General features: G+C 64.9%; 15 protein-coding genes and 1 pseudogene. 3 read left to right on the forward strand and 13 right to left on the reverse strand.

Annotated features, from left to right (window positions below):
* Nucleotides 1-68: 68 nt before the first annotated feature.
* Nucleotides 69-491, forward strand: a pseudogene (locus NX05_RS08685) (DUF5694 domain-containing protein); the annotation flags it as partial.
* A 519-nt stretch (nt 492-1,010) separates the two neighbouring features.
* On the opposite strand, the gene NX05_RS08690 reads toward NX05_RS08685, so the two are convergent.
* The 13 genes from NX05_RS08690 to NX05_RS08750 all read right to left on the reverse strand — a co-directional run bounded on the left by NX05_RS08690 (nt 1,011) and on the right by NX05_RS08750 (nt 18,511).
* Nucleotides 1,011-1,307, reverse strand: a complete 297-nt coding sequence (locus NX05_RS08690) for a flagellar basal body rod protein FlgC (protein WP_010363428.1) — start codon at nt 1,305-1,307, stop codon at nt 1,011-1,013.
* A 92-nt stretch (nt 1,308-1,399) separates the two neighbouring features.
* The gene (locus NX05_RS08695) at nt 1,400-3,037 is read right to left on the reverse strand and encodes a DUF5597 domain-containing protein (protein WP_080764643.1); all 1,638 of its coding nucleotides are present in this window, start codon (nt 3,035-3,037) and stop codon (nt 1,400-1,402) included.
* Nucleotides 3,037-5,376: a S9 family peptidase gene (locus NX05_RS08700; protein WP_039432869.1), complete on the reverse strand. Its 2,340-nt coding sequence runs from the start codon at nt 5,374-5,376 to the stop codon at nt 3,037-3,039. Before NX05_RS08700 ends, NX05_RS08695 begins: the two co-directional genes overlap by 1 nt.
* Entirely contained in the window at nt 5,366-6,952 is a 1,587-nt protein-coding gene (locus tag NX05_RS08705) for an APC family permease (protein ID WP_039432866.1), read from the reverse strand. The genes NX05_RS08700 and NX05_RS08705 overlap by 11 nt, the downstream gene beginning before the upstream one ends.
* Before the next feature lie 56 nt (nt 6,953-7,008).
* Entirely contained in the window at nt 7,009-8,874 is a 1,866-nt protein-coding gene (locus NX05_RS08710) for a DUF885 domain-containing protein (RefSeq protein WP_039432863.1), read from the reverse strand.
* Nucleotides 8,871-10,703, reverse strand: coding sequence for a DUF885 domain-containing protein (locus NX05_RS08715; protein WP_039432861.1), 1,833 nt, complete (start codon nt 10,701-10,703; stop codon nt 8,871-8,873). Before NX05_RS08715 ends, NX05_RS08710 begins: the two co-directional genes overlap by 4 nt.
* 116 nt (nt 10,704-10,819) lie before the next feature.
* Nucleotides 10,820-12,019, reverse strand: a complete 1,200-nt coding sequence (locus NX05_RS08720; RefSeq protein ID WP_039432859.1) for a M24 family metallopeptidase — start codon at nt 12,017-12,019, stop codon at nt 10,820-10,822.
* Nucleotides 12,016-13,632: an aldehyde dehydrogenase family protein gene (locus NX05_RS08725; protein ID WP_039432857.1), complete on the reverse strand. Its 1,617-nt coding sequence runs from the start codon at nt 13,630-13,632 to the stop codon at nt 12,016-12,018. The genes NX05_RS08720 and NX05_RS08725 overlap by 4 nt, the downstream gene beginning before the upstream one ends.
* Before the next feature lie 210 nt (nt 13,633-13,842).
* Nucleotides 13,843-14,751 carry a dihydrodipicolinate synthase family protein gene (locus tag NX05_RS08730; protein WP_010363448.1) on the reverse strand — a complete coding sequence of 303 codons (909 nt, stop codon included), beginning with the start codon at nt 14,749-14,751 and terminating at the stop codon, nt 13,843-13,845.
* Nucleotides 14,748-16,061, reverse strand: a complete 1,314-nt coding sequence (locus NX05_RS08735; RefSeq protein WP_172645778.1) for an NAD(P)/FAD-dependent oxidoreductase — start codon at nt 16,059-16,061, stop codon at nt 14,748-14,750. Before NX05_RS08735 ends, NX05_RS08730 begins: the two co-directional genes overlap by 4 nt.
* Nucleotides 16,054-16,299, reverse strand: a complete 246-nt coding sequence (locus tag NX05_RS08740; protein WP_039432854.1) for a 2Fe-2S iron-sulfur cluster-binding protein — start codon at nt 16,297-16,299, stop codon at nt 16,054-16,056. The genes NX05_RS08735 and NX05_RS08740 overlap by 8 nt, the downstream gene beginning before the upstream one ends.
* Entirely contained in the window at nt 16,296-17,573 is a 1,278-nt protein-coding gene (locus NX05_RS08745; RefSeq protein ID WP_039439281.1) for an NAD(P)/FAD-dependent oxidoreductase, read from the reverse strand. Before NX05_RS08745 ends, NX05_RS08740 begins: the two co-directional genes overlap by 4 nt.
* The gene (locus NX05_RS08750; protein WP_010363456.1) at nt 17,573-18,511 is read right to left on the reverse strand and encodes a proline racemase family protein; all 939 of its coding nucleotides are present in this window, start codon (nt 18,509-18,511) and stop codon (nt 17,573-17,575) included. Before NX05_RS08750 ends, NX05_RS08745 begins: the two co-directional genes overlap by 1 nt.
* Before the next feature lie 160 nt (nt 18,512-18,671).
* Here NX05_RS08750 and NX05_RS08755 point away from each other — a divergent pair, with 160 nt between their 5' ends.
* A complete protein-coding gene (locus NX05_RS08755) occupies nt 18,672-19,388 on the forward strand; it encodes an AraC family transcriptional regulator (RefSeq protein WP_007965956.1) in 717 nt (238 codons plus the stop codon).
* Nucleotides 19,389-19,594: 206 nt separating this feature from the next.
* A complete protein-coding gene (gene ftsY / locus NX05_RS08760; protein WP_039432844.1) occupies nt 19,595-21,247 on the forward strand; it encodes a signal recognition particle-docking protein FtsY in 1,653 nt (550 codons plus the stop codon).
* Nucleotides 21,248-21,526 lie beyond the last annotated feature (279 nt).

Consider the following 21,526-nt stretch of genomic DNA (forward strand, 5'->3'; position numbering starts at 1 on the left):
ATCGCCTTCCGAGTGCGCGCCGTAGGCAGCGCATTGGCGATCCTGGCTTGATCGAAGGCATCGTCGCCATCGATCTGGGCGATCCGGCGGCCTATGGCAAGGCGATTCAGGCGGCCTGGGACAAGGCCGCGCCACGTGCACGTGCCATGCGTGAGCATGAAGGCCAGCTGGCTGGCGAAGGCAAACTGCTGGAGCTGTACCGCGCGATCAATCTACCGGCCAGCCAGCAACTGGCCATTAGCGTGGATTTTCGCGCGGCGCTGAGCGAAGGCTCGCAGGAGCACTACGGCTATCGCTACGTGTCTGGTTGGGAAATCCGCAACCTGCGCATGGTGTCTAACGTGCATGCCAGCTTTGCCGACCAACCCGGCGCAAGGGTATTGGCGGTGGTCGGCGCGATGCACAAACCCTGGTTCGACAACTGGCTGGGACAGCTGCAGGGCGTGGATATCGTGGATGCGGCACAGGTGCTGGGCGATGATGGGCAATGAGGCTGTGAGTACAGCGATTTCAGTATGACGCTCCAGATCAACGCCTGATTATTTGAATGCGTGCTGCCCGCATCGCGTCTGCGTTGCAAGGAGATCGACGCGTCGAGTGCGCAGTGCCATCGCCGCTTGCGGGACACGCAGTAACCCGTCCATGGGGCTCGATGGTGGCATCCATGCCGTCAACGGTCCCGCAAGCAGTGACGACACACACCAGACAGTTGGCTGGTGGTTTTTTTGAAAGCGAAGGAAAAGGGCAAAGCCGTCTGCCGGTTGCTTTGCCGAACCATGCGCACCGACCATCGCGACTGGTCCTTGCCCGCTCACGGTCGCAGGACCCTTGGCGGCATGGATGCCGCCCCGGAGCTTACAGGGACGTACTTGCAGCGTGTCCTGCGATGGTGGGCAGGCAAGGATCCTGCAGACTCGAAGCGTGGAGGGCGCGGTGCCCTCGCCCCTCGCGAGACACGCCTTGCACCCGATGCAACAGGTCGACGACCGTCGTCGTGTAGGCCAAACCGCTTAGGTCAACACATCCAACAAGCTACCCAGCATCTCGTCGGAACGCCGCAACACGTTGGCATTGGCCTGAAAATCGTTGCGGGCCGATAGACCTTCGACCAGATCGCTGGCCGGCGCAGACGGGTCAGCACTGGCATTGACCACGTTGGCAGCCACGCCGCCATTGGCCTGCGTACTAGCCGCGACAGACTGGCGCGGGCTGCCGTCCACCGGCTGACGGGCGACATTGCTGGCCGCCACCTGCTGACGCAGTGCGGCGACCTGCATTCCGGAACTTGCGATGCTGCTGATGCTCATGGTGGCTCCGGTGTGGCGGTGAGTGAATTCGAACAAGGCCCAACCCATTGCAGACATCAGGCGGGAGGCGGCAACGACACGATCAGCAAGGCTCAGTAAGTACCTACCCACACCCGCAACACCACAGGCACGTTGCCGTCCGCATCCACACGCCCGAAGTTGAGGCCGTAGTCGGTCTGGTCGCCGTTAAGCTGCTTTTCCATCTGCCAGCGCCCATCGACATATCGCCCCTGCTCTACCCGCAACAGTTGTCCATGACGGGTATCGGCTGCATCGCGGAAAAATTCAATGCGTGCGGCCATACCGGTCACCAGAAACTCCTCCGGCCCCAGTTGGGCCACCAGCAGCCGGCCTGCGTGGTCGTCGTTGCCGGGCAGGATGGCCGGCGCATCGCCCCACATGGGCGCACCAAACGAAACCTTGGCCTTCCACTCGCCGAAGCGCAGCGTGCGCTGCGGTGCGCCGGGTTGCTCGGCCACCGCCTGCAGCCGGCCGTCGAAAGCGGCCTGCGCCAGAACCCGTTGCATCGGCGCCAGCAATTTGAAGTTGGCAGCATGCGCTGCCACCGCGGCGCGGTTGGCTTCGCTATCAAGATTGCCATCCATGCCGAAAACCGAAAAGCCGACGCCTCCCTGCCCCAGCACATGAAACAGATACGGTGCGGTGGCAGCCTCGAAGCCGGTTTCCGAGACCCAGGCCGGGTTGTCGGGCCGCGCGTACTGGCCGATGACCTTGGTGTATTCGTTGTAATCGTTGGTGTAGATGTCGGTGCCGATGAAATCGATCGACGGCGTGGCCGCGCGCCACAGCGCGAACACGTTCACCGTGGCACCGCCAGAGGGATAGTCCATGCCTGGATAGCGCTTGCCCTTGTAGCGCAGCCAGGTGTTGACGTAGAACGGCAGCGGATACGCACGCTTGCCGGCGGCGGCCACTTGCTCGATGTACGTGGCGGTTGCATAGGCGTTGAAGGCTTCCGCAGCCTCGGCGCCGAACAACTGCTGCCAGCTGCCCTGCGGTTTGCCCAAGGCGCGCGCAATCGCGGCCGGGACCGGTTGCGCGAATGCGGCCTCCCCTGCCGGGCCATGGTCGCGCACCGTGCCAATTGCGCCCGGCTCGTTTTCAACCTGCACCAGAATCACGGTGTGGCGGTCGCCATCCACTTTGCGTAGGTGCTGCATCAATGCAGTGAATGCACGCGCGTCGGCCTGCATGTTGGCGGCCACATGTGGCGACAACACATCCACCGGCTCGCCATTGGCATCGCGCATGCGCGGGTACGTTGCCGCGTCGCGCTTGATCCATTCCGGCACGTAATGCATCTGGCCATTCTTCCAGCTGCCGAACCACAGCAAGGCCACACGCAGGCCACGCTTGCGGGCGCCGGCAATCAGCGCGTCCACATTAGTGCTGTCAAATCGGCCCTGCGCCGGCTCGAACTGCTCCCAATACACCGGTGCTTCCACCGTATTGGCATGCAGCGCCACCACGTCGTCCAGGGCTTGCGGCAATACCGCCGGCCACGCGCTGGAGTTATGCAGTTGCGCGGCCAGGATGGTGTACGGCGCACCATCGACAAACACCGCATGGCGGCCGTCTTTGGTGAAGAACCGTGGCAGTTCTTCGGCGGCGGCAAGCAGCGGCATGCTGCCCGCCAGCAACGCGATGAACCACAAAAGAGCGGCAACCAGGCCGCGCCGTTGTGGCTTGAATCGAGCAAACAGACGCATCATTGCGCCTCCGATGGCAGCGAATTCCAGTGCGGCGTGGGTTCGTTGCGCAGGTGGCGCACGAAGAAGTCGTACTGGCGGCGTTGCACGTAATCGATCGGCCCGCTGGAGCGGCCTACCGAATGCTCGCCACCGGGCACATTGAGCAGGTCGAACTCTTTGCCGGCCTTGATCAAGGCATCGACCACTTGCGCGGTGGACGCCGGATCCACATTGCTGTCCTGCTCGCCCACGATCAGCAACAGGTCGCCCTGCAGCTTGCTTGCATTGACCACGCCAGACGCGTCAGCGTAGCTCGCATCCACCGGCCAGCCCATCCACTGCTCATTCCAGCTGATCTTGTCCATGCGGTTGTCGTAGCAGCCAGCGAAGGCCACGCCCACCTTGTAAAACTCTGGGTGACGTTCCAGCGCACCCAGCGTGCTCTGCCCGCCCGCCGAGGCGCCGTAGATACCAACGCGACTGATGTCGTAAGACGGATCCTTGGCGGCCAGTGCGCGATGCCAGGCGATGCGATCGGCAAAGCCGGAATCGCCCAGGTTTTTCCACGCCACATCGTGAAACGCCTTGGAGCGATTGGCGGTGCCCATGCCATCGATCATCACCACGATGAAACCCAGATCGGCCTGCGCCTGCATGCCGATCTGCTTGTCACCGCCGGAGTGATAACCGAACGGCCAGAACGTCTTGGGCACGAACGCATCATGCGGCCCGGCGTAGATGTTTTCGATCACCGGGTAGCGTTTGCGCGGGTCGTAATCGCGCGGGCGTACCACCATGCCCCAAATGTCGGTCCTGCCGTCGCGCCCCTTGGCAACGAAGGTCTCCGGGGCGCGCCAGCCGGCGGCCTGCAGCGTGTCGATCGTGCCGCGCTCCACGGTGTGCAGCAGTTGCCCATCGATGGCGTGCAGCTCCATCACCGGCGGCAGGTTCGGACGCGAATAGACGTCGACGTAATGCAGGCCATCATCGGCAATCGCTACATCATGGTCGGCATCAGCGTGGGTCAGGCGCGTCAACCGACGGCCGTCGAAGTCCACGCTGTACAGTTGCCGATAGTACGGATCTTTGCCCGCATCCATGCCGCTGGCGGTGAACCAGACGCGGCGCTGCGTATCGTCCACGCGCAGTACATCGCGCACCACCCACGGCCCGCGGGTGAGCTGGCGTTTCAGCTTGCCGTTACGCCCATCGAACAGATACAGGTGCCGCCAGCCGTCACGTTCGGAAATCCACAGCACCTCATCGCCGCGCCCATCGACATCGTGGCGAAAGCTGCGGTCGGCATACACGAAGGTGGGGGCATCTTCACCAACGGGCACATGCGCGCGCGCAGTGCGGGCATCCACTGCGATCACGCGCATGCGTTGAAAACCACGCTGCACGTACTCGAACGCCACACTGCGCCCATCGCTGCGCCACTGCAGCGGCGACAGCGAATACGGGTTATCGAACAAACCCGTCTCCACATCGCGCAGTGTTCCGTCGAGCGCGAACAGCACCGGCCGCTCCACATCCACCGCATCGCCCGGCTTGGGGTACAGCTGGGTGTGCACCAGCGGTTGCCCGCCACCGGCAGGCGCAGCCTCTACACGGGTGACACGACGGGCAAGCCCGGGACGCACACGATAGACCGCCAATTGCTGCGAATCCGGCGACCAGGCAACACTCTCCAGATCGAAATAATCATCGGCGCGGCCGTCGCTGCTGAGCCGGGTTACCTGCCCATCGGCGACACGGCGCAGCATCAGGTTCCAGCCATCGGCCAGTACCTCCCAGTTGGCATCCGGCGAACGACGCGGCGTGGCGTCGGCCGGCACGAGTGGGTCGCGTACCACGCCGAAGCCGCGTGGACGTGACTGTTGCTGCGGACGTGCATCGGGCGCGCAGTGGTAGGTGGTCAGCGTGCAGCGCCAGGCTTCGTCTTCAAGTGCGAAGACAATGGCGCCATCGCTACGCGCGCCCTCTTTCGAAAAGAAAAACCGCTCGAACGGCAGACGCAACGGCGCATAGGTCTTGCCGGTTGCCGCAGTCAGGCCCTGCGCCACGCGCGCCTGATCGAAGGCCGGCTGCTTCTGCAGCGTGGCCACATCGGCACTGACGAACGCGAAGCCACCCGGCACCGTCTTGCGATAATAAAACCTGCCATCGTCCTGCCACTGCGCCGGCCAGGCGACATTCTCTGTCAGCGTCATCCACTGCTCGCGCAGACCCAGCGAGCGTTGGTAGTCGGCAACGCTGGGGGCAGCCTGCACAGCACCCGACACCACCATCACGCACGCGGCCAACACACGCCACCCACACAAACCGCACGCGCTGCGGCGTGCATCACTCCCCATCGTCTTCCTCCAGCGCCAGCTCGTCACTGCGCAAACCACTGCGTGCGCCCCAGTGGTAGATGAAGAACGCCATCACCGCCACGCTCAGCGTATCGAACGGATGCGCGATCCAGCCATGTCCCCCGAACGTACCGGCCCACGACACCAGCATCACCAGCACGAAGAACACGATCAGCCACAACGATGCGCGTACCTGCCGCAACAAGCGCGTGCGCCCCTCACGCGAAGGCAAGCGATACAGCACGTACAGCGCGAATGCGAGCACCTGCAAGCCGAGCAGCCACGACAGGGTTGGCCAGGTGGACCAGTACACAATCAACGCCGCCACCATGAACGACAGCGGCCCCAGCACCGTCAGGCCGCGCACGAAAAATGGGCGCGGCAAGTCCGGTGCGCTACGGCGCAAGGCTGCCACGGTGACCGGCGCCACCGCGTAGCTCAGCACCAAGGCGGCCGATACCACGCCGATCAGCGTTTCCCACGAAGGGAAAGGCAGCGTCCAGAAGATCGATAAGCCCAGACTCAACCACAACGCCGGACGCGGGATGCCGGACACCGGGTCCACCCGCGTCAGCACCGGCAAGAATCCCCCGCTCCGCGCCCAGCCATACACCACGCGCGGCGTGGCATTCATGTAGATGTTGCCGGTACCGCTGGGCGACACCATCGCATCGCAGATCACCAGCGCAGCCAGCCACGCCATGCCCAAGACCAGTGCGATATCGTGGTACGGCAGCGAGAAGGCCTTGTCGATGCCCGCCCAGCCTTGTGCGAGTTGCGCGGCCGGAATGCCGCCCAAAAACGCCAGCTGCAGCAGCACGTAAATCACCGTGGATAACGCCACCGACAGGATCAGCGCAATCGGAATATTGCGCTGCGGGTCGCGCACCTCGCTGGCCACCGATACGATCGGGGTCAGCCCCAGATACGCGAAGATAATCCCGCCGGCCGAGATCGCCGCTTCCACCCCGGCCATGCCCGAGGGTGCGAACCCATGCACGGTGAGATTGTCTGCATTGAAATCCTTCATCAGCAGCACGATCACCAGGATCGGCACCAGAAACTTGAAGATGCTGACGATGTTGTTGGCCAGCGCAAAGGTCTTGACGCTGAAATAGTTGAGCAGGAAAAACAGCACCAGCAAGGCCAGCTGCACCAGCCAGCCCCAGATGCTGGGATGCGTACTGTTCGGCTGACTCAGCCACGGGAACCACGCTGCTGCGTATTGCCGCGCGGCTTCCACTTCGATCGCAATCAAGCTGGAAAATGCGATCAAGGTGATGAAGCCGGTCAACGAGCCGAGCAAGGCACCATGCGAATACTCCGGGTAGCGCACCACCCCGCCCGCGCGCGGCAAGGCCGCACCGAGCTCGCAATACACCAGCCCGAGCAGCAGCACCGCGAGGCCGCCCAAAATCCACGACACGATGCCGGCTGGTCCTGCAATCGAGGAGACATGGCTGGCCGAAAATAACCACCCGGAGCCGAAGATCGAACCCAGCCCGATAAAGGTCAGGTCGGTCAGGCTAAGCCGCTTGTGGAACTTGCCTTGTGTAGTCGCACCGTGTGTGGTCATACGTCGCCCCGAAGTGAGGAAAGCGCGGTTATTTCAATAAAGGCGTGGCGCACGCATTAGTCGCTGGCAGACGTTTTGGCCTCTGCCGAGACGTCTGCAGCGTCGTCGACTGGATATGGCGACGCGCCACCATCGGCGATGAAGCGGTCGATGCGTGCTTCCAGCACCGGCAATGGCACCGAACCGGTCTGCAGCAGCGCATCGTGGAAGTTGCGCAGGTCGAACTTCTCGCCGAGTGCAGCTTCTGCCTTGTGGCGCAGTTCCAGCATCTTCAACTCGCCCAGGTAGTACGACAGCGCCTGTCCCGGCCAGGCGATGTAGCGGTCCACCTCGGTGGTCACTTCGTGCTCACTCAGCGCGGTGTTGTCGCGCAGGTAGGCCTGCGCTTGTTCGCGCGTCCAGCCCTTGTGATGGATGCCGGTATCGATCACCAAGCGGCAGGCGCGCCACATCTGGTAGGTCAGATACCCGAAGCGGTCATAGGGCGTGTCGTACATGCCCATTTCCTGGCCCAGATACTCCGAATACAGCGCCCAACCCTCGCCGTAGGCAGAGATGTAGCCGTAACGCCGGAACTCCGGCAAGCCCTGCGCCTCTGCCGCCAGCGGCATCTGCAGTGCGTGGCCCGGCGAGGACTCATGCAGCGTGAGCGCGGTCAGGTTGTACAGCGGCCGCGACGGCAGGTTGTAGGTGTTGACCAAATAAATGCCCGGTCCCCCGCGGCCACCGGTGTAAAACGGCGCAAGCTCCGGCGGCACCGGCTCGATCGCAAACCGCCGGCGCGGCAGCCGGCCGACGTAGTCGCCCACCTTGGCGTCCACACGCTTGGCGATCCAGGCTGCCTGCTTGAGCAACTCTTCCGGGGTCTTGGCGTAGAACTGCGGGTCGGTACGCAAAAAATGCAGAAACGCCGGAAACACCGCCTGCCCGGCCGGCGGCTTGAAGCCGCTGGCAGCGATGGTCTGGTCCATCTGCGTGCGCAGCTTGGCCACTTCCTGCAAGCCGATCTGGTGGATCTGATCGGGGCTCAGATCCAGCGTGGTGAACTCGCGAATCTGCGCGCGGTAATACGCTTGCCCGTCCGGCAACGCTTCGCCAGCCAGCGTGGTGCGCGCGCGCGGCTGGTACTCATTGCGGATGAAGTCCAGCAATTTGGCGTACGCCGGCACCACCTGCGTATCGATGGCCTTGACCGCCTCCTGGCGCAGCTGTGCCTGCACATCGGCCGGCAGCGTTGCCGGCATTTGCTTGAACGGTGCGTAGAACCGATTGGCCTCACCTTTGGCCTGCGCCACATCGGCGATGGATTGGTCGCGCCCGGTCATCGTGACCCGAGGCTGGCTAAAACCGCGCGCCAGCCCGGCGCGCATATTGTCGGTGTGCTCGGTGAAATAGCGCGGGATGTCGGCCAGCATCTTCAGATAGCGCTGGTAATCCTCGCGCGTGCGCAGCTTGGCTTCGGCGCTGAACCCCAGATCGCTCCAGAACGCCGAGTCGCTGTTAAACGGCATTTCCCAGGCGCGAAAATGCTGCTGGTTCAGCAACACCTGTAACTGCTGCCGGTACACCTGGTAACTCACCTGATCTTCGGCCGACAACTGTGCCTGCGGAATGGTATCCAGTTCCCTCAACGCTTGTTGCCAATAGGCCGTGCGCAGGTTCTGCGTGGCGACATCGACCTTGGGCAGATGGTCGGATTGCTGCTCCTGCGTGGCCTGGTTATCCTCATCCACCGCGCCGGACGCCTGGGCCTGCCGCCAGCGCCATTCGCGCGTGTACAGGGCCTTGAAGCGTGCCGATGCGGTGTTCTGCGTGGGCGCAGCAACAGCGTCGGCCGCCTGCGTGGGCAGCGCAACGCCGCTCAGGCTGGCTGCAATCAGTAGGCTCATTGCACTCGCGCGTAATACGCTGCCCCTCGTCATTTTTTTGCCTCCGGTGCTGCCTTAGCCTGGGCAATCCAGTGCCGCACGCGTTGCTGCAGCATCGCCAGCGGCATCGCGCCGCCGCCGAGCACTGCGTCGTGGAAGGCGCGTACATCGAAGCGCTCGCCCAGTTCCTTTTCCGCTTCCGCACGCAGCGCCAAAATCTGCAACTGACCGAGCTTGTAGCCCAGTGCCTGGCCCGGCCACACGATGTAGCGGTCGGTTTCGGACTGGATGCTGGGCTCGTCATCTGACGGATGGGCGTGGAAGAAATCCACCATTTGCTGGCGATTCCAGTGCTTGTAATGCACACCGGTATCGAGCACCAAACGGTTTGCGCGCAATAACTCGCCGGACAGACGCCCGTAATCGTTATACGGGTCCTTGAAGAAACCGATCTCCTTGCCGAGGCGTTCGGCATACAGCGCCCAGCCTTCGATATACGCGTTGTAGCCGGCCTGCTGGCGGAACGGCGGCAACGGCAGCGTCTGCGCGAGCGAAATCTGCAGGTGATGGCCCGGCACGCCTTCGTGATAGGCGGTGGTTTCGATATTGATCAGCGTACGGCTGGCGAAGTCACTGGTGTTGACCTTCACGATCGCCGGTTTGGTGCCTTCGGGATTGCTCTGCCAGTACTCGGCGCCGGGTGCGGTGCGCCGGAATGCCGGCATCGCCTGCACTTCCAGCGGCGTCTTGGGCAGATGGCCGAACAACTTGGGCAGCTCCGGTTCCATCGCCGCGATGTACTGCCGGTACTGCTGCAAAATTTGCTCGCCAGAGGTGGCGTAGTGGCGCTTGTCGGTTTCCACTGCCTTGCGGAAGCTGGCCAGATCGGCAAAGCCCTGCGCTTTGGCAATCACCGTCATCTCGCCTTCGATGCGCGCGACCTCCTTCAAACCGATCTGGTGGATTTCCTCCGGCGCCATGTCGGTGGTGGTCTGGGTATGGATGGCATAGCGATAACGGCGATCACCGTCGGGTAGCGACCATAAGCCCTCCTGCGCGCGCCCTTGCGCGGCGTATTCGTCGCGCACGAACGCGGCCAATTTGCTGTACGCCGGGCGCACGTTTTGATCGATCGCTGCGAGCAATTGTTTGCGCAACGCATCGCGTTGATCAGCCGGTACGGCAGCGTCGAGCTTTTTCAACGGCGAGGCGAACGGACTCTGCTCCCCGGTCAACCCGGCAATCTTGTCGATCTGCTCGGGCATGCGCTCCAGCAAATAACGCGGCTCGGTAAGGCCATCTTTTGCCCCCTGCCGCGACACTGCGATGACCTGCTCGATCACCGTCGGCAGTGTCTGCAAGCGCTTGATGTAATCCTGGTAGTCCTTGGCGTTTTCAAACGGGAATGCATCGCCATACCCGGCCAGCGCCAGCTGTATGCCACCAATCGGCTCCAGCGGCATTGCATAGGTCTTCAGATCGATGCCTTCCAGCTTGTCGCGCAACTGGCCCAGCATCATCTGCAGGCTGAGCTGGCGTTGCGCATCCAGCGTCTTGGCATCCACTGCTTCGAACTGCTTGAGCAGGTCGGCGGTTGCGGTGCGGTCTGCCTGCACGGCCTCCAGCGAGTAATCGCTCCAGAGGTCGTTATAGCGCTTGTCGCCGATGATGCTGGCGAACTCCGGGTTGTGCTGCAGTTGGTACTGCCACTGCTTGTCCAGCAGCGCATCGAACGCCTTGGCAGCTTGCTCGCTGTTCGAGGCGGAAGCCGGCGCCGCCACCTGCTCCGCTGCGGGCGGCGCCGGCTTGCAGGCGGTGAACAACGCGGCTGCGAGTAGACCGGCTACAACCGGACCGATGGTGACAGGACGCAGGTGGTTCATGCAGTTACTCCAAGATGCAATGGCGGCCGTAGGAGCGCGCTTGCGCGCGATGGGCGTTACCGAGGAAGCCATTCGCGCGCAAGCGCGCTCCTACGGATGCGTGAGCCTGTGCAGGCTCACGCAAACGGTTGATCGATCGCCACCGATGGCGGCGTGAACCACTGCGCGCCATCGTCGGTAACGTAGAAATGGTCTTCCAAGCGCACACCGAACTGCTCCGGCACCACGATCATCGGCTCGTTGCTGGCGCACATGCCCGGCTGCAGCGGCAGCGCATTGCCGCGCACCAGATACGGCGCCTCGTGAATCGCTAAACCGCAGCCGTGACCGGTGCGATGCGGCAGGCCTGGCAGCCGATAGTCGGGCCCGAGCCCGGCAGCTTCCAATACGGTACGTGCCGCCTGGTCCACCGCCTCGCACGCCACCCCAGGGCGAATTGCCGCAAACGCCGCCGCCTGCGCGGCCTGTTCCAGGTCCCAGATGCGTTGCTGCGCAGCGTTGGGGGCGCCATAGATCCAGGTGCGGGTGATGTCGGAGTGGTAGCCCTGCACGGTGCAGCCGGTATCGATCAACACCAGCTCGCCTTCGCGCAGGTGTTGCACGCCGGGAATGCCATGCGGAAACGCGGTGGCATGGCCGTACTGCACGATGCAGAAAGTCGAGCCGTTATCCGCGCCCAGCGCACGATGCGCCTCATCAATGAAGCGCACCACTTGATCGGTGCCGATGCCCTCGTGTGCGATGCCGGCGGCCAGCCGCTGCACCAGCATGGTCATGTCGCAGGCCTGCTGCATCAATGCCAACTCGGCCGGCGACTTGCACATGCGGCAGCCGTCAATGATGGAGCCGGCATCGCGAATGGCTTTGCCCAGATGCGCACGCAGACCAGTGTGCACGGCGAATGCAATGCCCGGGTCCAGCGCCAAGGCATGCGCATGGCGCTCGTCCATGGCCTGCACCACCAGCGCATATGGGTCGTCGTGTTCTTCCCACAGGTATTTGGCCACCGGGATCTTCAGCACCGCATCCAGCGAGCCTTCTTCAAATGCGGGGCAGATCAACACCGGGTCGCCGTCCAGCATCAGCAGCAACGCCACCAGACGTTCGCTCGCGCCCCACGGCACGCCGGTGAAGTAGCGCAGCGACGTGCCGGCGCCGATCAATAGCGCATCCACGCCATGCGCACGCATCAGACTGCGCGCGCGCTCGATGCGGCGCTCGTATTCGTCTGCGGCGATCGGCGCGGCGCGTTGGTTCCACGGTGCCAGTTGCGCGCGCGCCTGCTCCAGCGACAGCCCGCCGATCTGGCTGCTCATGCGCCCGCTCCAAGATCGGCGGTGCTCCATTGCCCATCAACCAGACGCTGCACACCACCCGGATTGCGCTGGCGCAATTCGGCGGGCAACAGCGCATCGGGCACCGCGTCGTAACTGTGCAAGGCGGCAAAACGGCGGATGGCGCCGGGCATGCCCACCGCAGTGAATCCCGGATGCCCGGTGCTCGGAAACGGGCCGCCATGATTCTGCGCTGCGCTCACCGCCACGCCGGTCGGCATCTTGCTGTTGATCAAGCGCCCTACACGCGCGCGCAGCACCGGGGCGATGGCCTGCCAAGCCGCATCGTCGGTGCCGTCGGCGGCGCGGTACAGCGTACCGGTGAGATTGCCTTCGAACGCAGCAGCAACCTGGGCCATTTGCGCCACATCGGCTGCGCGCACCAACAGGCTCACCGGGCCGAAGGCTTCGGCCTGCAGCGCATGCGGCTTGGCAATGAAGGCCTGCGCACCCACGCTCAACAAGGTGGGTGCATAGCGGTAGCCATCCTCGCCGGTGTGACCGCCGGCCAGCATGCTGGCACCGGCAGCACGCAGGTCCGCCACGCCACGTTGCACACCGTGGACGCCGGAGGCGGAGAACAGCACCATCGGCATGGCCGCTTCGAAATGCGCCTTGGTGGCTGCCACGAATGCATCGCCCGCCGCACCGTGCGGCACAACCACCACGCCGGGATTGGTGCAGAACTGGCCGCTGCCAAGCGTGCAGGATGCGAAGAATTCCTGCGCAAGCGCATCGCCGCGTTCGGCCAGCGCGCCGGGCAACAGGAACACCGGGTTGACGCTGGACAGCTCGGCATAGAACGGCACGCCCGCTGCGTCTGCGGCTGCCTTCAGCGCCAGCCCACCGGCACGGCTGCCGGTAAAGCCAATCGCGCCCAGTCGCGCATCACCTGCTAAACGCACACCGATGGCATTGTCGAAGTGATACAGCAGCTGCACGGCCGCCGCAGGAAGACCGGCCGCGACCAGCGCCTGATGCGCCAGCTGCGCCATGCGCTGGCTGGTGGCCGGATGCAGCGGATGCGCCTTGGCGATGACCGGGTTGCGCGCGGCAATCGCCGAGGCGAAGTCGCTGCCGGCAATTGCATTGAACGCGAACGGGAAATTGTTTGGGCCAAATACCAACACCGGCTTGCCCAGCGGCGCCAGGTGCGAACGCAGATCTGCCGCGCTGTCGATGATGGGCTGGGTCCAGCTGTAACTACGTACCGCGTTTGCGGCCTGACGTAATTGCCCGCTGGTGCGCGGCAGTTCGTTGCCGCGCAGGCGGGTGGGCGCCGGCAACGCCGTCTCGGCATGCGCCAGTGCAACCAAGGTGTCGGCATCGGCATCCAGTGCGTCAGCGTAGCGGTCCAGAAAGGCCGCGATGCGCTCGACCGGCGCGGCCGCGAGTTCCGCTGTCACTGCCTGCGCCGCAACGACGGCCGCTTCCACATCGTCCGCACCACTGATCGGAAAATGCGGCCCGATCGGCTCACCGGTGGCCGGGTTGGCGGCGCGGAAGCGGCCGGTGGGGGCACGGCTGGGTTGCCATTGGCCACCCAGCAGAATCTCTGCTTTGGTCGCGGGAGTGGAGTGGTTCGTGTCGTTCATTGCGGCACCTTCGATGACAGGGATGCAGGGCCTGCGCACTGTGCGCCAGCGGCCGACCAAAAAGGTGATACGGATGCAGCACTGGGTGCCACATCCGCAGCGGCGGACGCATCGCACCACGCATAGGTACGGCGCGTGGTGCGAATCGGCACAGGCCGCATCCTGCGCTCACCCGCAGGCACAGCGTGCGATGACAGCGTCATTGCGCCATCAAGACAACTTGGGCGCAGTGGCGATGGCATGGTCAATCACCTTCAACGCAGCATCGCGCTCGGCGCCAGCCACCACCAGGCGCGGTGCACGCACCTGCTCGCTGCCCATGCCTACTTTTGCCTGCACCAATTTGATCAGCTGCACGAAGGTGGGCACGGTATCCAGACGCAGCAGCGGCAGGAACCAGTGGTAAAGCTCCTTGGCCGCCGGGTAACCGCCATCGCGGGCGAGTTCGAACAGGCGTACCGATTCTTTTGGATACGCATTGACCAGGCCGGCAATCCAGCCCTTGGCGCCCATGCTCAGACCCTCGACGATGGCATCGTCCATGCCGACCAGCAGCGCCAGGCGATCGCCCAGCAATTCCTGCAGCGCGGCGAAACGGCGCACGTCGCCGGAGGACTCCTTCACTGCCTGCAGGTTCGGGAATTCGGCAGCCAGCTCGGCGATCTGCGCCGGGCCGAAATCGGTCTTGTAGGCGACCGGATTGTTGTACAGGATCACCGGCAGATCGGTTGCGGCGATCACCGCGCGCACATGCGCGCCCATCTCGCGCCAATCGGTGGAATACACGTACGGCGGCAGCACCATCAAGCCGCCGCAGCCGATGTCCTTGGCCGCTTTGGCTAGCGCGACTGCTTCTCCGGTGGCAAGGCTGGCGATACCCGGCACCACCGGCACGCGGCCGTTCAAGGCGGTCACCAGCGTGCGCAGGATCGCCAGCTTGTCTTCCACGCTCAAGGTGGCCGCTTCGCCCAACGAGCCCAGCGGCACGATTGCGGTGCAACCGGCATCCACCAACTGGTTGGCGTGCTTGCCGAGGAAGTCGTGGTCGATGTCGCCGTTAGCGGTGAACGGGGTGGTGATGGCTGGCAACACGCCGTGCCAGAACGCAGCAATGCTCATGGATGATTCCCTTGCGAGTCGGAAGTGAACGAGTCGGCCAGCGCCGCGAGGCGGACCGGGAACAACGGCGGCCGGCGGCCGGCGTCGGTGGAAAGATCGGGCGGGCAACGGCCCAGTTCGGCCAGCGCAGTCCCGCAGATGCGACCCTGGCAGGCGCCCATGCCGCAGCGCGACGCGAGCTTGGCATCGCGTGCATCGTTGAAGCTGTCCAGCGCGCCCAGCGGCACGTCTTCGCAGCGGCAGATCAGCGTGTCCGGTTGTGCCAGCGTGCGGATGCGTGGATCCAGCGCGAATTGCTGCTGCAGCAGATCGGCAAACGCACGCGCCGCATGACGCCTTGGTTGCAGGCGCAGCGCAGCGTCCGGGGCATCGGCGGCCATATACCCGGCCATCGCACCTTCAATCAATGCGCAATCGCGCCCGCCGATGCCGCAGGCTTCGCCGGCGGCAAATATCTGGGTGACGCTGGTACGCAGCAACGCATCTACCTGCACCTGCTGGTGCGCGCCGTATGCCTGCAGCTGGCAACCCAGCAATTGCGCAAGCTCGGTGTTGGGCACCAGGCCATAGCCCACCGCCAATTGATCGCAGGCAACACGCGTGCGGCCGGTGGGCCCTTCGAGTTCGACTTCGCGCAGCTGCGTGTCGCCATGCGCGGCAACCACAACGCTGCCGGCGCGATACGCCACTGCATGCAGCTGCAGGCGCAACGCCGCGGCCTGCGCGGCTTTACTCGGCCAGCGCCACAATTGCAGCGCGAACTTGCGCAACGCCGCTGCCGAGGTTTGTTCGTGGATGCCGAGCACCTGCGCGCCATGCCGTTGCAACGTGGCCGCACTGGCCAACAGCAAGGGGCCGCTCCCAGCCACCAGCACACGCTTGCCGGCAAGCGGCCAACCCTGCTTGGCCAGCGCCTGCGCCGCGCCGGCACCGGTGACGCCGGGCAGAGTCCAGCCTGGAAACGGCAGCAGCAATTCGCGCGCACCGGTGGCCAGCACCAACGCGGCGTAGTGCAGTTGCAGCGTGCCGTCCGGGCCATCGGCCAATAGCCAGCCCGGTTGCGCCAGCAAAATTTGCGTGCGCGTCAGCACCGTAATTGCTGCATTGCCCGCCACTTGCTGCAGCAGTGCGCGCGCATCGGCCGGCGCGCCATGGTGCATGTCGCGGCGCCATACCTGCCCGCCAGCACGCGGCTGCATGTCCACCACGCCCACGCGCACGCCTTGGCTGGCCGCCGCCTGCGCCGCCGCCAGCCCGGCGGGGCCGGCGCCGATCACCAACACGTCGAAATGCAGCACACGCTCAGCCACCGGTTCGCACCTGCATGCCATCGCGCGCATCCACCAGGCACGCGCGTTGCTGACCGACGCCATCAATGCGCACGCGACATTCGAAACACACGCCCATGCCGCATAACGGCGCGCGCGGTTGCCCGCCGCTGGATTCGCGGAACCGCAGCGTAGCCTGCGCCACGGCAGCCGCCACGCTGGCACCGGCCGGCACGTCGACCAACTGCGCATCCACATGCAGACGCACGGTCGCGCTCATGCGGGCGCACCTTGCACGGCACGCGCCGGTGCATACGGCGCCGGGTCGATGGCCGGGGTCCGCCCGAGCAGACTATCCACGATCACCCGTGCGCTCCCCAGCGCCGTGGTGACCCCTAGCCCCTCGTGGCCTGCGGCCACCCACACATCGCGCCGGCCGGGCACAGCCCCTAAATACGGGCGCCCGTCCGGCGTGGCGGGACGCAACCCGGTCCACACGCGGATCGCCTGCAACTCGCGCAGCACCGGCAAATACGCGAACGCGCGTTGCAACATCTGCTGCAGCACCGGCATCGACAGTGCACGATCGTGCTCGCCGAACTGGCGCGACGAGCCGATCAGAATCTGCCCGGTTGGCCGCGGCTGCACATTGAAGGCCACGCTGGTGTCGTCGGCACCATGCGCCGAATCGGCGTAACCGAGTTCCAGTAGCTGATGCTGAATCAACCCCGGGTGCCGGTCGGTGATGACTAAGTGGCCTTTGCGCGGGCGCAATGCCAGCTCAGGCAGCAACTGCGGCAAGGCCACACCGCTGGCGACCAACACCGGGCCCGAGAGCACCTGCCCATCGTCCAGGCGCACCGCATGCGCCTGCAACTGCGCCACGCGACGTCCGGCAAACAGCCGGGCGCCGGACCTACAGGCCAAACTCACCAAATGGCGCGCCACCCGCGGCGGATACACCACAGCTTCATCAGGCACGCGCATGCCGCCAGCCAAGCCGAGTACCAACTGTGGTTCCAGCGCATACAGCTGCGCTGCATCGATCGCTTCGGCATGCAGGCCGGCCGTTGCCAGGCGCGCGATCTTGGCCGGCACCGCCGCCAATTCGCGCGCGTCGCGGGCCACCCACAGCGTGCCGCAGCGGCTGAATTCGGCTTCGCTCAGCGTGGCGAAGCGCTCCCACAACCGCAGCGAATACGCCGACAACGCCAGCTCGGCCGGGTCGTCGTCCATCGCCACTAGGTGCCCCATCGCCGCTGCGGTGGAGCCGCCGCCGATCGGTCCCGGCTCGACGATCGCCACGCGCAATCCCTCGCCCGCCGCGGCTTCGGCGCAGGCGGCGCCCACGATGCCGGCGCCGATCACGATCAGGTCGTAACTGCGCCGCGTGGAAGCGGCAGACGTTGCCGAAACGGATTCGCAGTCGCCGCCCAGTCCAGGTGCCGATGTCGACGCAGACAGCGCCGCAGACGTCTCCGCTATTGCAGCAGACACCGCATCGGCCGACGACGTGGCCGACGCAACCACCGGCGCGGGCCGCACGACATCCATCAGGCCACGATGCCCCAGGCGAACGGATCGGCCGGGTCGATCACCAATTGCGAGCGCGCAGTGATGAAGGCCTGCCCGCTGATGCGCGGCGCAATGCCGCGCCCGCTCACGCGATAACTGCCTTCGAAGGCGCTGCCCAGAATCCCCTGCTGCACCCAGCGCTCGCCTTCGGCCAGCTTGCCGTCGGCCGCCAGACACGCCAGCTTGGCGCTGGTGCCGGTACCGCACGGCGAGCGGTCGTAGGCCAAGCCAGGGCACAGCACGAAATTGCGCGCCACACCGCTGCCATCGGGCGCGGCGCTATTGACTTCGATATGGTCGATCTCGCCACCGGCTTCGCCCGTGATACCGGCCGCTTCCAGGGCCAGCCGAATCGCTTCGGTGTAGGTAGTCAACTCGCGTTGATGCGCCAGATCCAGTGCACATGGCGCCTGCTCGGTGATGAAGAACCAGTTGCCGCCCCAGGCCACGTCGCCACGCACCTGACCATGCCCCGGCACCTCGACCTCCACGCCGCTGGCAAAGCGATAGCTCTCGACATTGTCCACCGACACCGTGCCGTCGTCGGCCAGCTCCACGCCCACCGTGCCCACCGGCGTCTCGATCCGGTGCTGGCCCGGCGCGATGCGCCCCAGTTCGGCAAGCGTGCGTACCACGCCGATGGTGCCGTGCCCGCACATGCCCAGGTAGCCCACGTTATTGAAGAAGATCGCCCCGGTGCAGGCACCCGGCTCGCGCGGCGGCAGCAACAGGGCGCCCACCATGGTGTCCGACCCACGCGGTTCGCAGGCGATGGCGCTGCGCCACTGGTCGAACTCGCTGCGGAAACGCTCGCGGCATTGCGCCAGGTCGCCATCGCCCAGATCGGGGAAACCGGAGAGGACCACGCGGGTGGGCTCGCCGGCCGTATGGGAGTCGATGACGTCGATGGTGTGCATGGCTCATGCTCCCACTGCCAGCCTGCGGACGACTAGCGCCCAATGCGAAGTGAAAATGCGGAAATCTGCACAATCGCCAACCCCAATCACAGCCGCGCGTTTGCGCTAGGATCATTGCTGGGTTGCACATTCGTGCAACCGTCTAATCGTGACCGCTACCATGACCCTGATGGATCTCAACCTACCCGCCCTGGAAATGCAGACGCTGTTCGACGCACTGCCGGATGTGGTGTTCTTCATCAAGGACAGTGAGGGCCGCTACACCCACTGCAACCTGACCCTGGTGCGCCGGCTGGGACGTAAGCTGCGCAGCGAGATCATCGGCCGTTCACCGCTGGAAGTCTTCCCCTTGCCGCTGGGCGGCAGCTACATGATGCAGGACCGCCGCGTGCTGTGTGGCGAGCTCATCGACAACCAGCTCGAGGTGCATCTGTATCCCAATCGCCTGCCGGGCTGGTGCCTGACGTTCAAACGCCCGCTGTGCGAGGCCAATGAGGTGATCGGCGTGGTTGGTATCTCGCGCGATCTGGGCCAGCCCGATAGCCGTCACTCCGCTTACGAACGCTTGAGCCAGGTGATGGAACACATGCAGGCCAACTTCGGCGACAACCTGCGCGTGCAAAGCCTTGCAGACCTGGCCGGGCTGTCGGTGGCGCAGTTGGAACGCCACTTCCGCCGCGTCTTTCAGGTCACCCCGCAGCAACTGTTGACCAAATTGCGTATCGAATCAGCGATGCGGCTGTTGTACGGCGACGACAGCATCGCCAGCATCGGGCAACGCTGCGGCTTTGCCGACCAGAGCGCCTTTGCGCGTCAGTTCAAGGCCACCGTCGGCATGACGCCACGCGATTACCGTGCACTGAAAGGTCAGTTATAAGGACAGAAGTTCGCATTGACACATAGCCGGCACAAATGCCGAATTCGGCAGGATTTGCCTCGTGTTGGCGAGCGCAGCTGAGTCGCCACACAAGCGGCCGTCGCGGTACATGCGATGCGCTCACACAGCGTGTTGCGCTGAAGGGCGCGTCAAGGCGCCACAAGGCCCGGATGATAGAATTTCCGGTTTCCCCTACTGCGTTGCCAATGGCCAGCTTTTTTCGCCGTAACAAGCCAACCACGCCCGACAGTTCGCGTACCTCGCGCTACAGCCTGGAAGAACTGGCAGCTGCATTTCCCACCGCGCCGTCTGCCGCCACGCCGGCCTCGCCGGTTGAGGCGATGCCGAATGCCCAACCAGCGATAGACACAGCCGCAGCGCCGGTTATCGCTCCAGCCACTCCTGCTGCGCCGCGTACCGAACCTGCAGCCCCTGTCGCTGCGCCGCCTGCCGCCACGCCCGCCGACCAGCTTGCGCAGGAGATCGCTGCACGCACTGGTCAAGCGCAGAGCATTGCGGCCGTTACGAGCACCCCTGTGGCCCCGGCGGCGCCTGCGCCGACCGCATTGCAGGCGCTGCCAGATCCGATTCCCGCTAGTGCGCCAAGCACACCAGTCACCGTCGTGGTGCCACCGGTGGTGATGCAGCCGCAGACCACACCGACGCTACCTGACGCTGCGCCCGCGCAACCGGCAACGCCGCCGCAAAGCGCAGCGCCTGCCGTGGTCGCAGCGCCGGTTGCTACGCCGCCAGTCGTCGCTCCCCCGGTTGCAGCGCCTGCACCTATCGCTCCACCAGTTGCCGCAGCTCCCATTGCTGCCACTCCGGCAACTGCTGCGCCGACAGTCACCGCGCCGGCCATCGTCAGCGCACCGCTGCCGACCACGCAGGACAGCGACAGCATCGTCGGCCAGCGCGACGCCCTCCCTGCTGCGCCGGCAGGCAAAACCGGCTGGCGCGAGCGCCTGCGCAACAGCACCTTTGCACGCAGCTTCGGCGGCCTGTTCTCGCGCAACCCCAAGCTCGACGACGATCTACTGGATGAAATCGAAACTGCGCTGATCACCGCCGACGTCGGCATCGGCGCTACCACCGCATTGATCGAAGGCCTGCGCAAGCGCATGAAGTCGCGCGAATTCGTCGATGCGCAGGCAATGTTCAAGGCACTGCGCGCCGATCTCATCGCACTGCTGCAGCCTGTCTCCAAGCCACTGGTCATCGACCGCTCGGTGAAGCCGTTCGTGGTGCTCACCGTCGGCGTCAACGGCGTTGGCAAGACCACCACCATCGGCAAGCTCGCCAAGCGTTTCAAGGACGAAGGCAACAGCCTGATGCTAGCCGCCGGCGACACCTTCCGTGCCGCTGCCGTGGCGCAGTTGCAGGCTTGGGGTGATCGCAACGGCGTGTCTGTGATCGCGCAAGGGCAGAACGCCGATGCTGCGTCGGTGGCGTTCGACGCGTTGCAGGCAGCCAAGGCACGCGGCACCGATGTGTTGATCGCCGACACCGCCGGGCGCCTGCACACCCAGACCGGGCTGATGAACGAGCTGGGCAAGATCCGCCGCGTGCTTGGCAAGATCGATGCCGCCGCGCCGCACGAAGTGTTGATGGTCATCGACGGCACCACCGGCCAGAACGCCATTTCCCAGCTGCGCCAGTTCCATGCTGCAGTTGGTGTCACCGGTCTGGTCGTGACCAAGCTCGATGGCACCGCCAAGGGCGGCGTGGTGTTCGCACTGGCGCGCGAGTTCAATATTCCGATCCGCTTTGCCGGCATTGGCGAGCGCCCGGAAGATCTGCGCGTATTCGACCCGGTCGCCTTCGTCGACGCGCTGCTGCCGGAAGCATTGGGCGGTTGATTGGAAGATGCCTGCACGCACCTGCAGCCGCTGTGCGCGCAGGCGCGACGGGCAGGTTGCACGGTGCGGCAGGTGTCGCACGCTTGGTCGCAGGCAAGACGCGAGCTGGAGTTTGCTCCACCCATGCCTGCAGCATTACCAAAGCAGTCCCGCGCCGATGCTGCGGTGGTTTACCACCACGCGCCGGCCGTATCGCATTGGCCTGGCGATGAAGGATTTTTCTGCGAACGTGCCTGGTCGGCCTTATGTTCCCGCTGCGGTGAATAAACGCCATGCAGG

Origin of the sequence: Xanthomonas vasicola, assembly GCF_000772705.2 — a bacterium.
Taxonomy (GTDB): Bacteria; Pseudomonadota; Gammaproteobacteria; order Xanthomonadales; family Xanthomonadaceae; genus Xanthomonas; species Xanthomonas vasicola.

Excerpts from the sequence above, each read along its gene's own strand:
- NX05_RS08690 (WP_010363428.1), bottom strand. The coding sequence starts at position 1,307 with ATGAGCATCAGCAGCATCGCAAGTTCCGGAATGCAGGTCGCCGCACTG.
- NX05_RS08695 (WP_080764643.1), bottom strand. The coding sequence starts at position 3,037 with ATGCGTCTGTTTGCTCGATTCAAGCCACAACGGCGCGGCCTGGTTGCC.
- NX05_RS08700 (WP_039432869.1), bottom strand. The coding sequence starts at position 5,376 with ATGGGGAGTGATGCACGCCGCAGCGCGTGCGGTTTGTGTGGGTGGCGT.
- NX05_RS08705 (WP_039432866.1), bottom strand. The coding sequence starts at position 6,952 with ATGACCACACACGGTGCGACTACACAAGGCAAGTTCCACAAGCGGCTT.
- NX05_RS08710 (WP_039432863.1), bottom strand. The coding sequence starts at position 8,874 with ATGACGAGGGGCAGCGTATTACGCGCGAGTGCAATGAGCCTACTGATT.
- NX05_RS08715 (WP_039432861.1), bottom strand. The coding sequence starts at position 10,703 with ATGAACCACCTGCGTCCTGTCACCATCGGTCCGGTTGTAGCCGGTCTA.
- NX05_RS08720 (WP_039432859.1), bottom strand. The coding sequence starts at position 12,019 with ATGAGCAGCCAGATCGGCGGGCTGTCGCTGGAGCAGGCGCGCGCGCAA.
- NX05_RS08725 (WP_039432857.1), bottom strand. The coding sequence starts at position 13,632 with ATGAACGACACGAACCACTCCACTCCCGCGACCAAAGCAGAGATTCTG.
- NX05_RS08730 (WP_010363448.1), bottom strand. The coding sequence starts at position 14,751 with ATGAGCATTGCTGCGTTCTGGCACGGCGTGTTGCCAGCCATCACCACC.
- NX05_RS08740 (WP_039432854.1), bottom strand. The coding sequence starts at position 16,299 with ATGAGCGCGACCGTGCGTCTGCATGTGGATGCGCAGTTGGTCGACGTG.
- NX05_RS08745 (WP_039439281.1), bottom strand. The coding sequence starts at position 17,573 with ATGGATGTCGTGCGGCCCGCGCCGGTGGTTGCGTCGGCCACGTCGTCG.
- NX05_RS08750 (WP_010363456.1), bottom strand. The coding sequence starts at position 18,511 with ATGCACACCATCGACGTCATCGACTCCCATACGGCCGGCGAGCCCACC.
- NX05_RS08755 (WP_007965956.1), top strand. The coding sequence starts at position 18,672 with ATGACCCTGATGGATCTCAACCTACCCGCCCTGGAAATGCAGACGCTG.
- ftsY (WP_039432844.1), top strand. The coding sequence starts at position 19,595 with ATGGCCAGCTTTTTTCGCCGTAACAAGCCAACCACGCCCGACAGTTCG.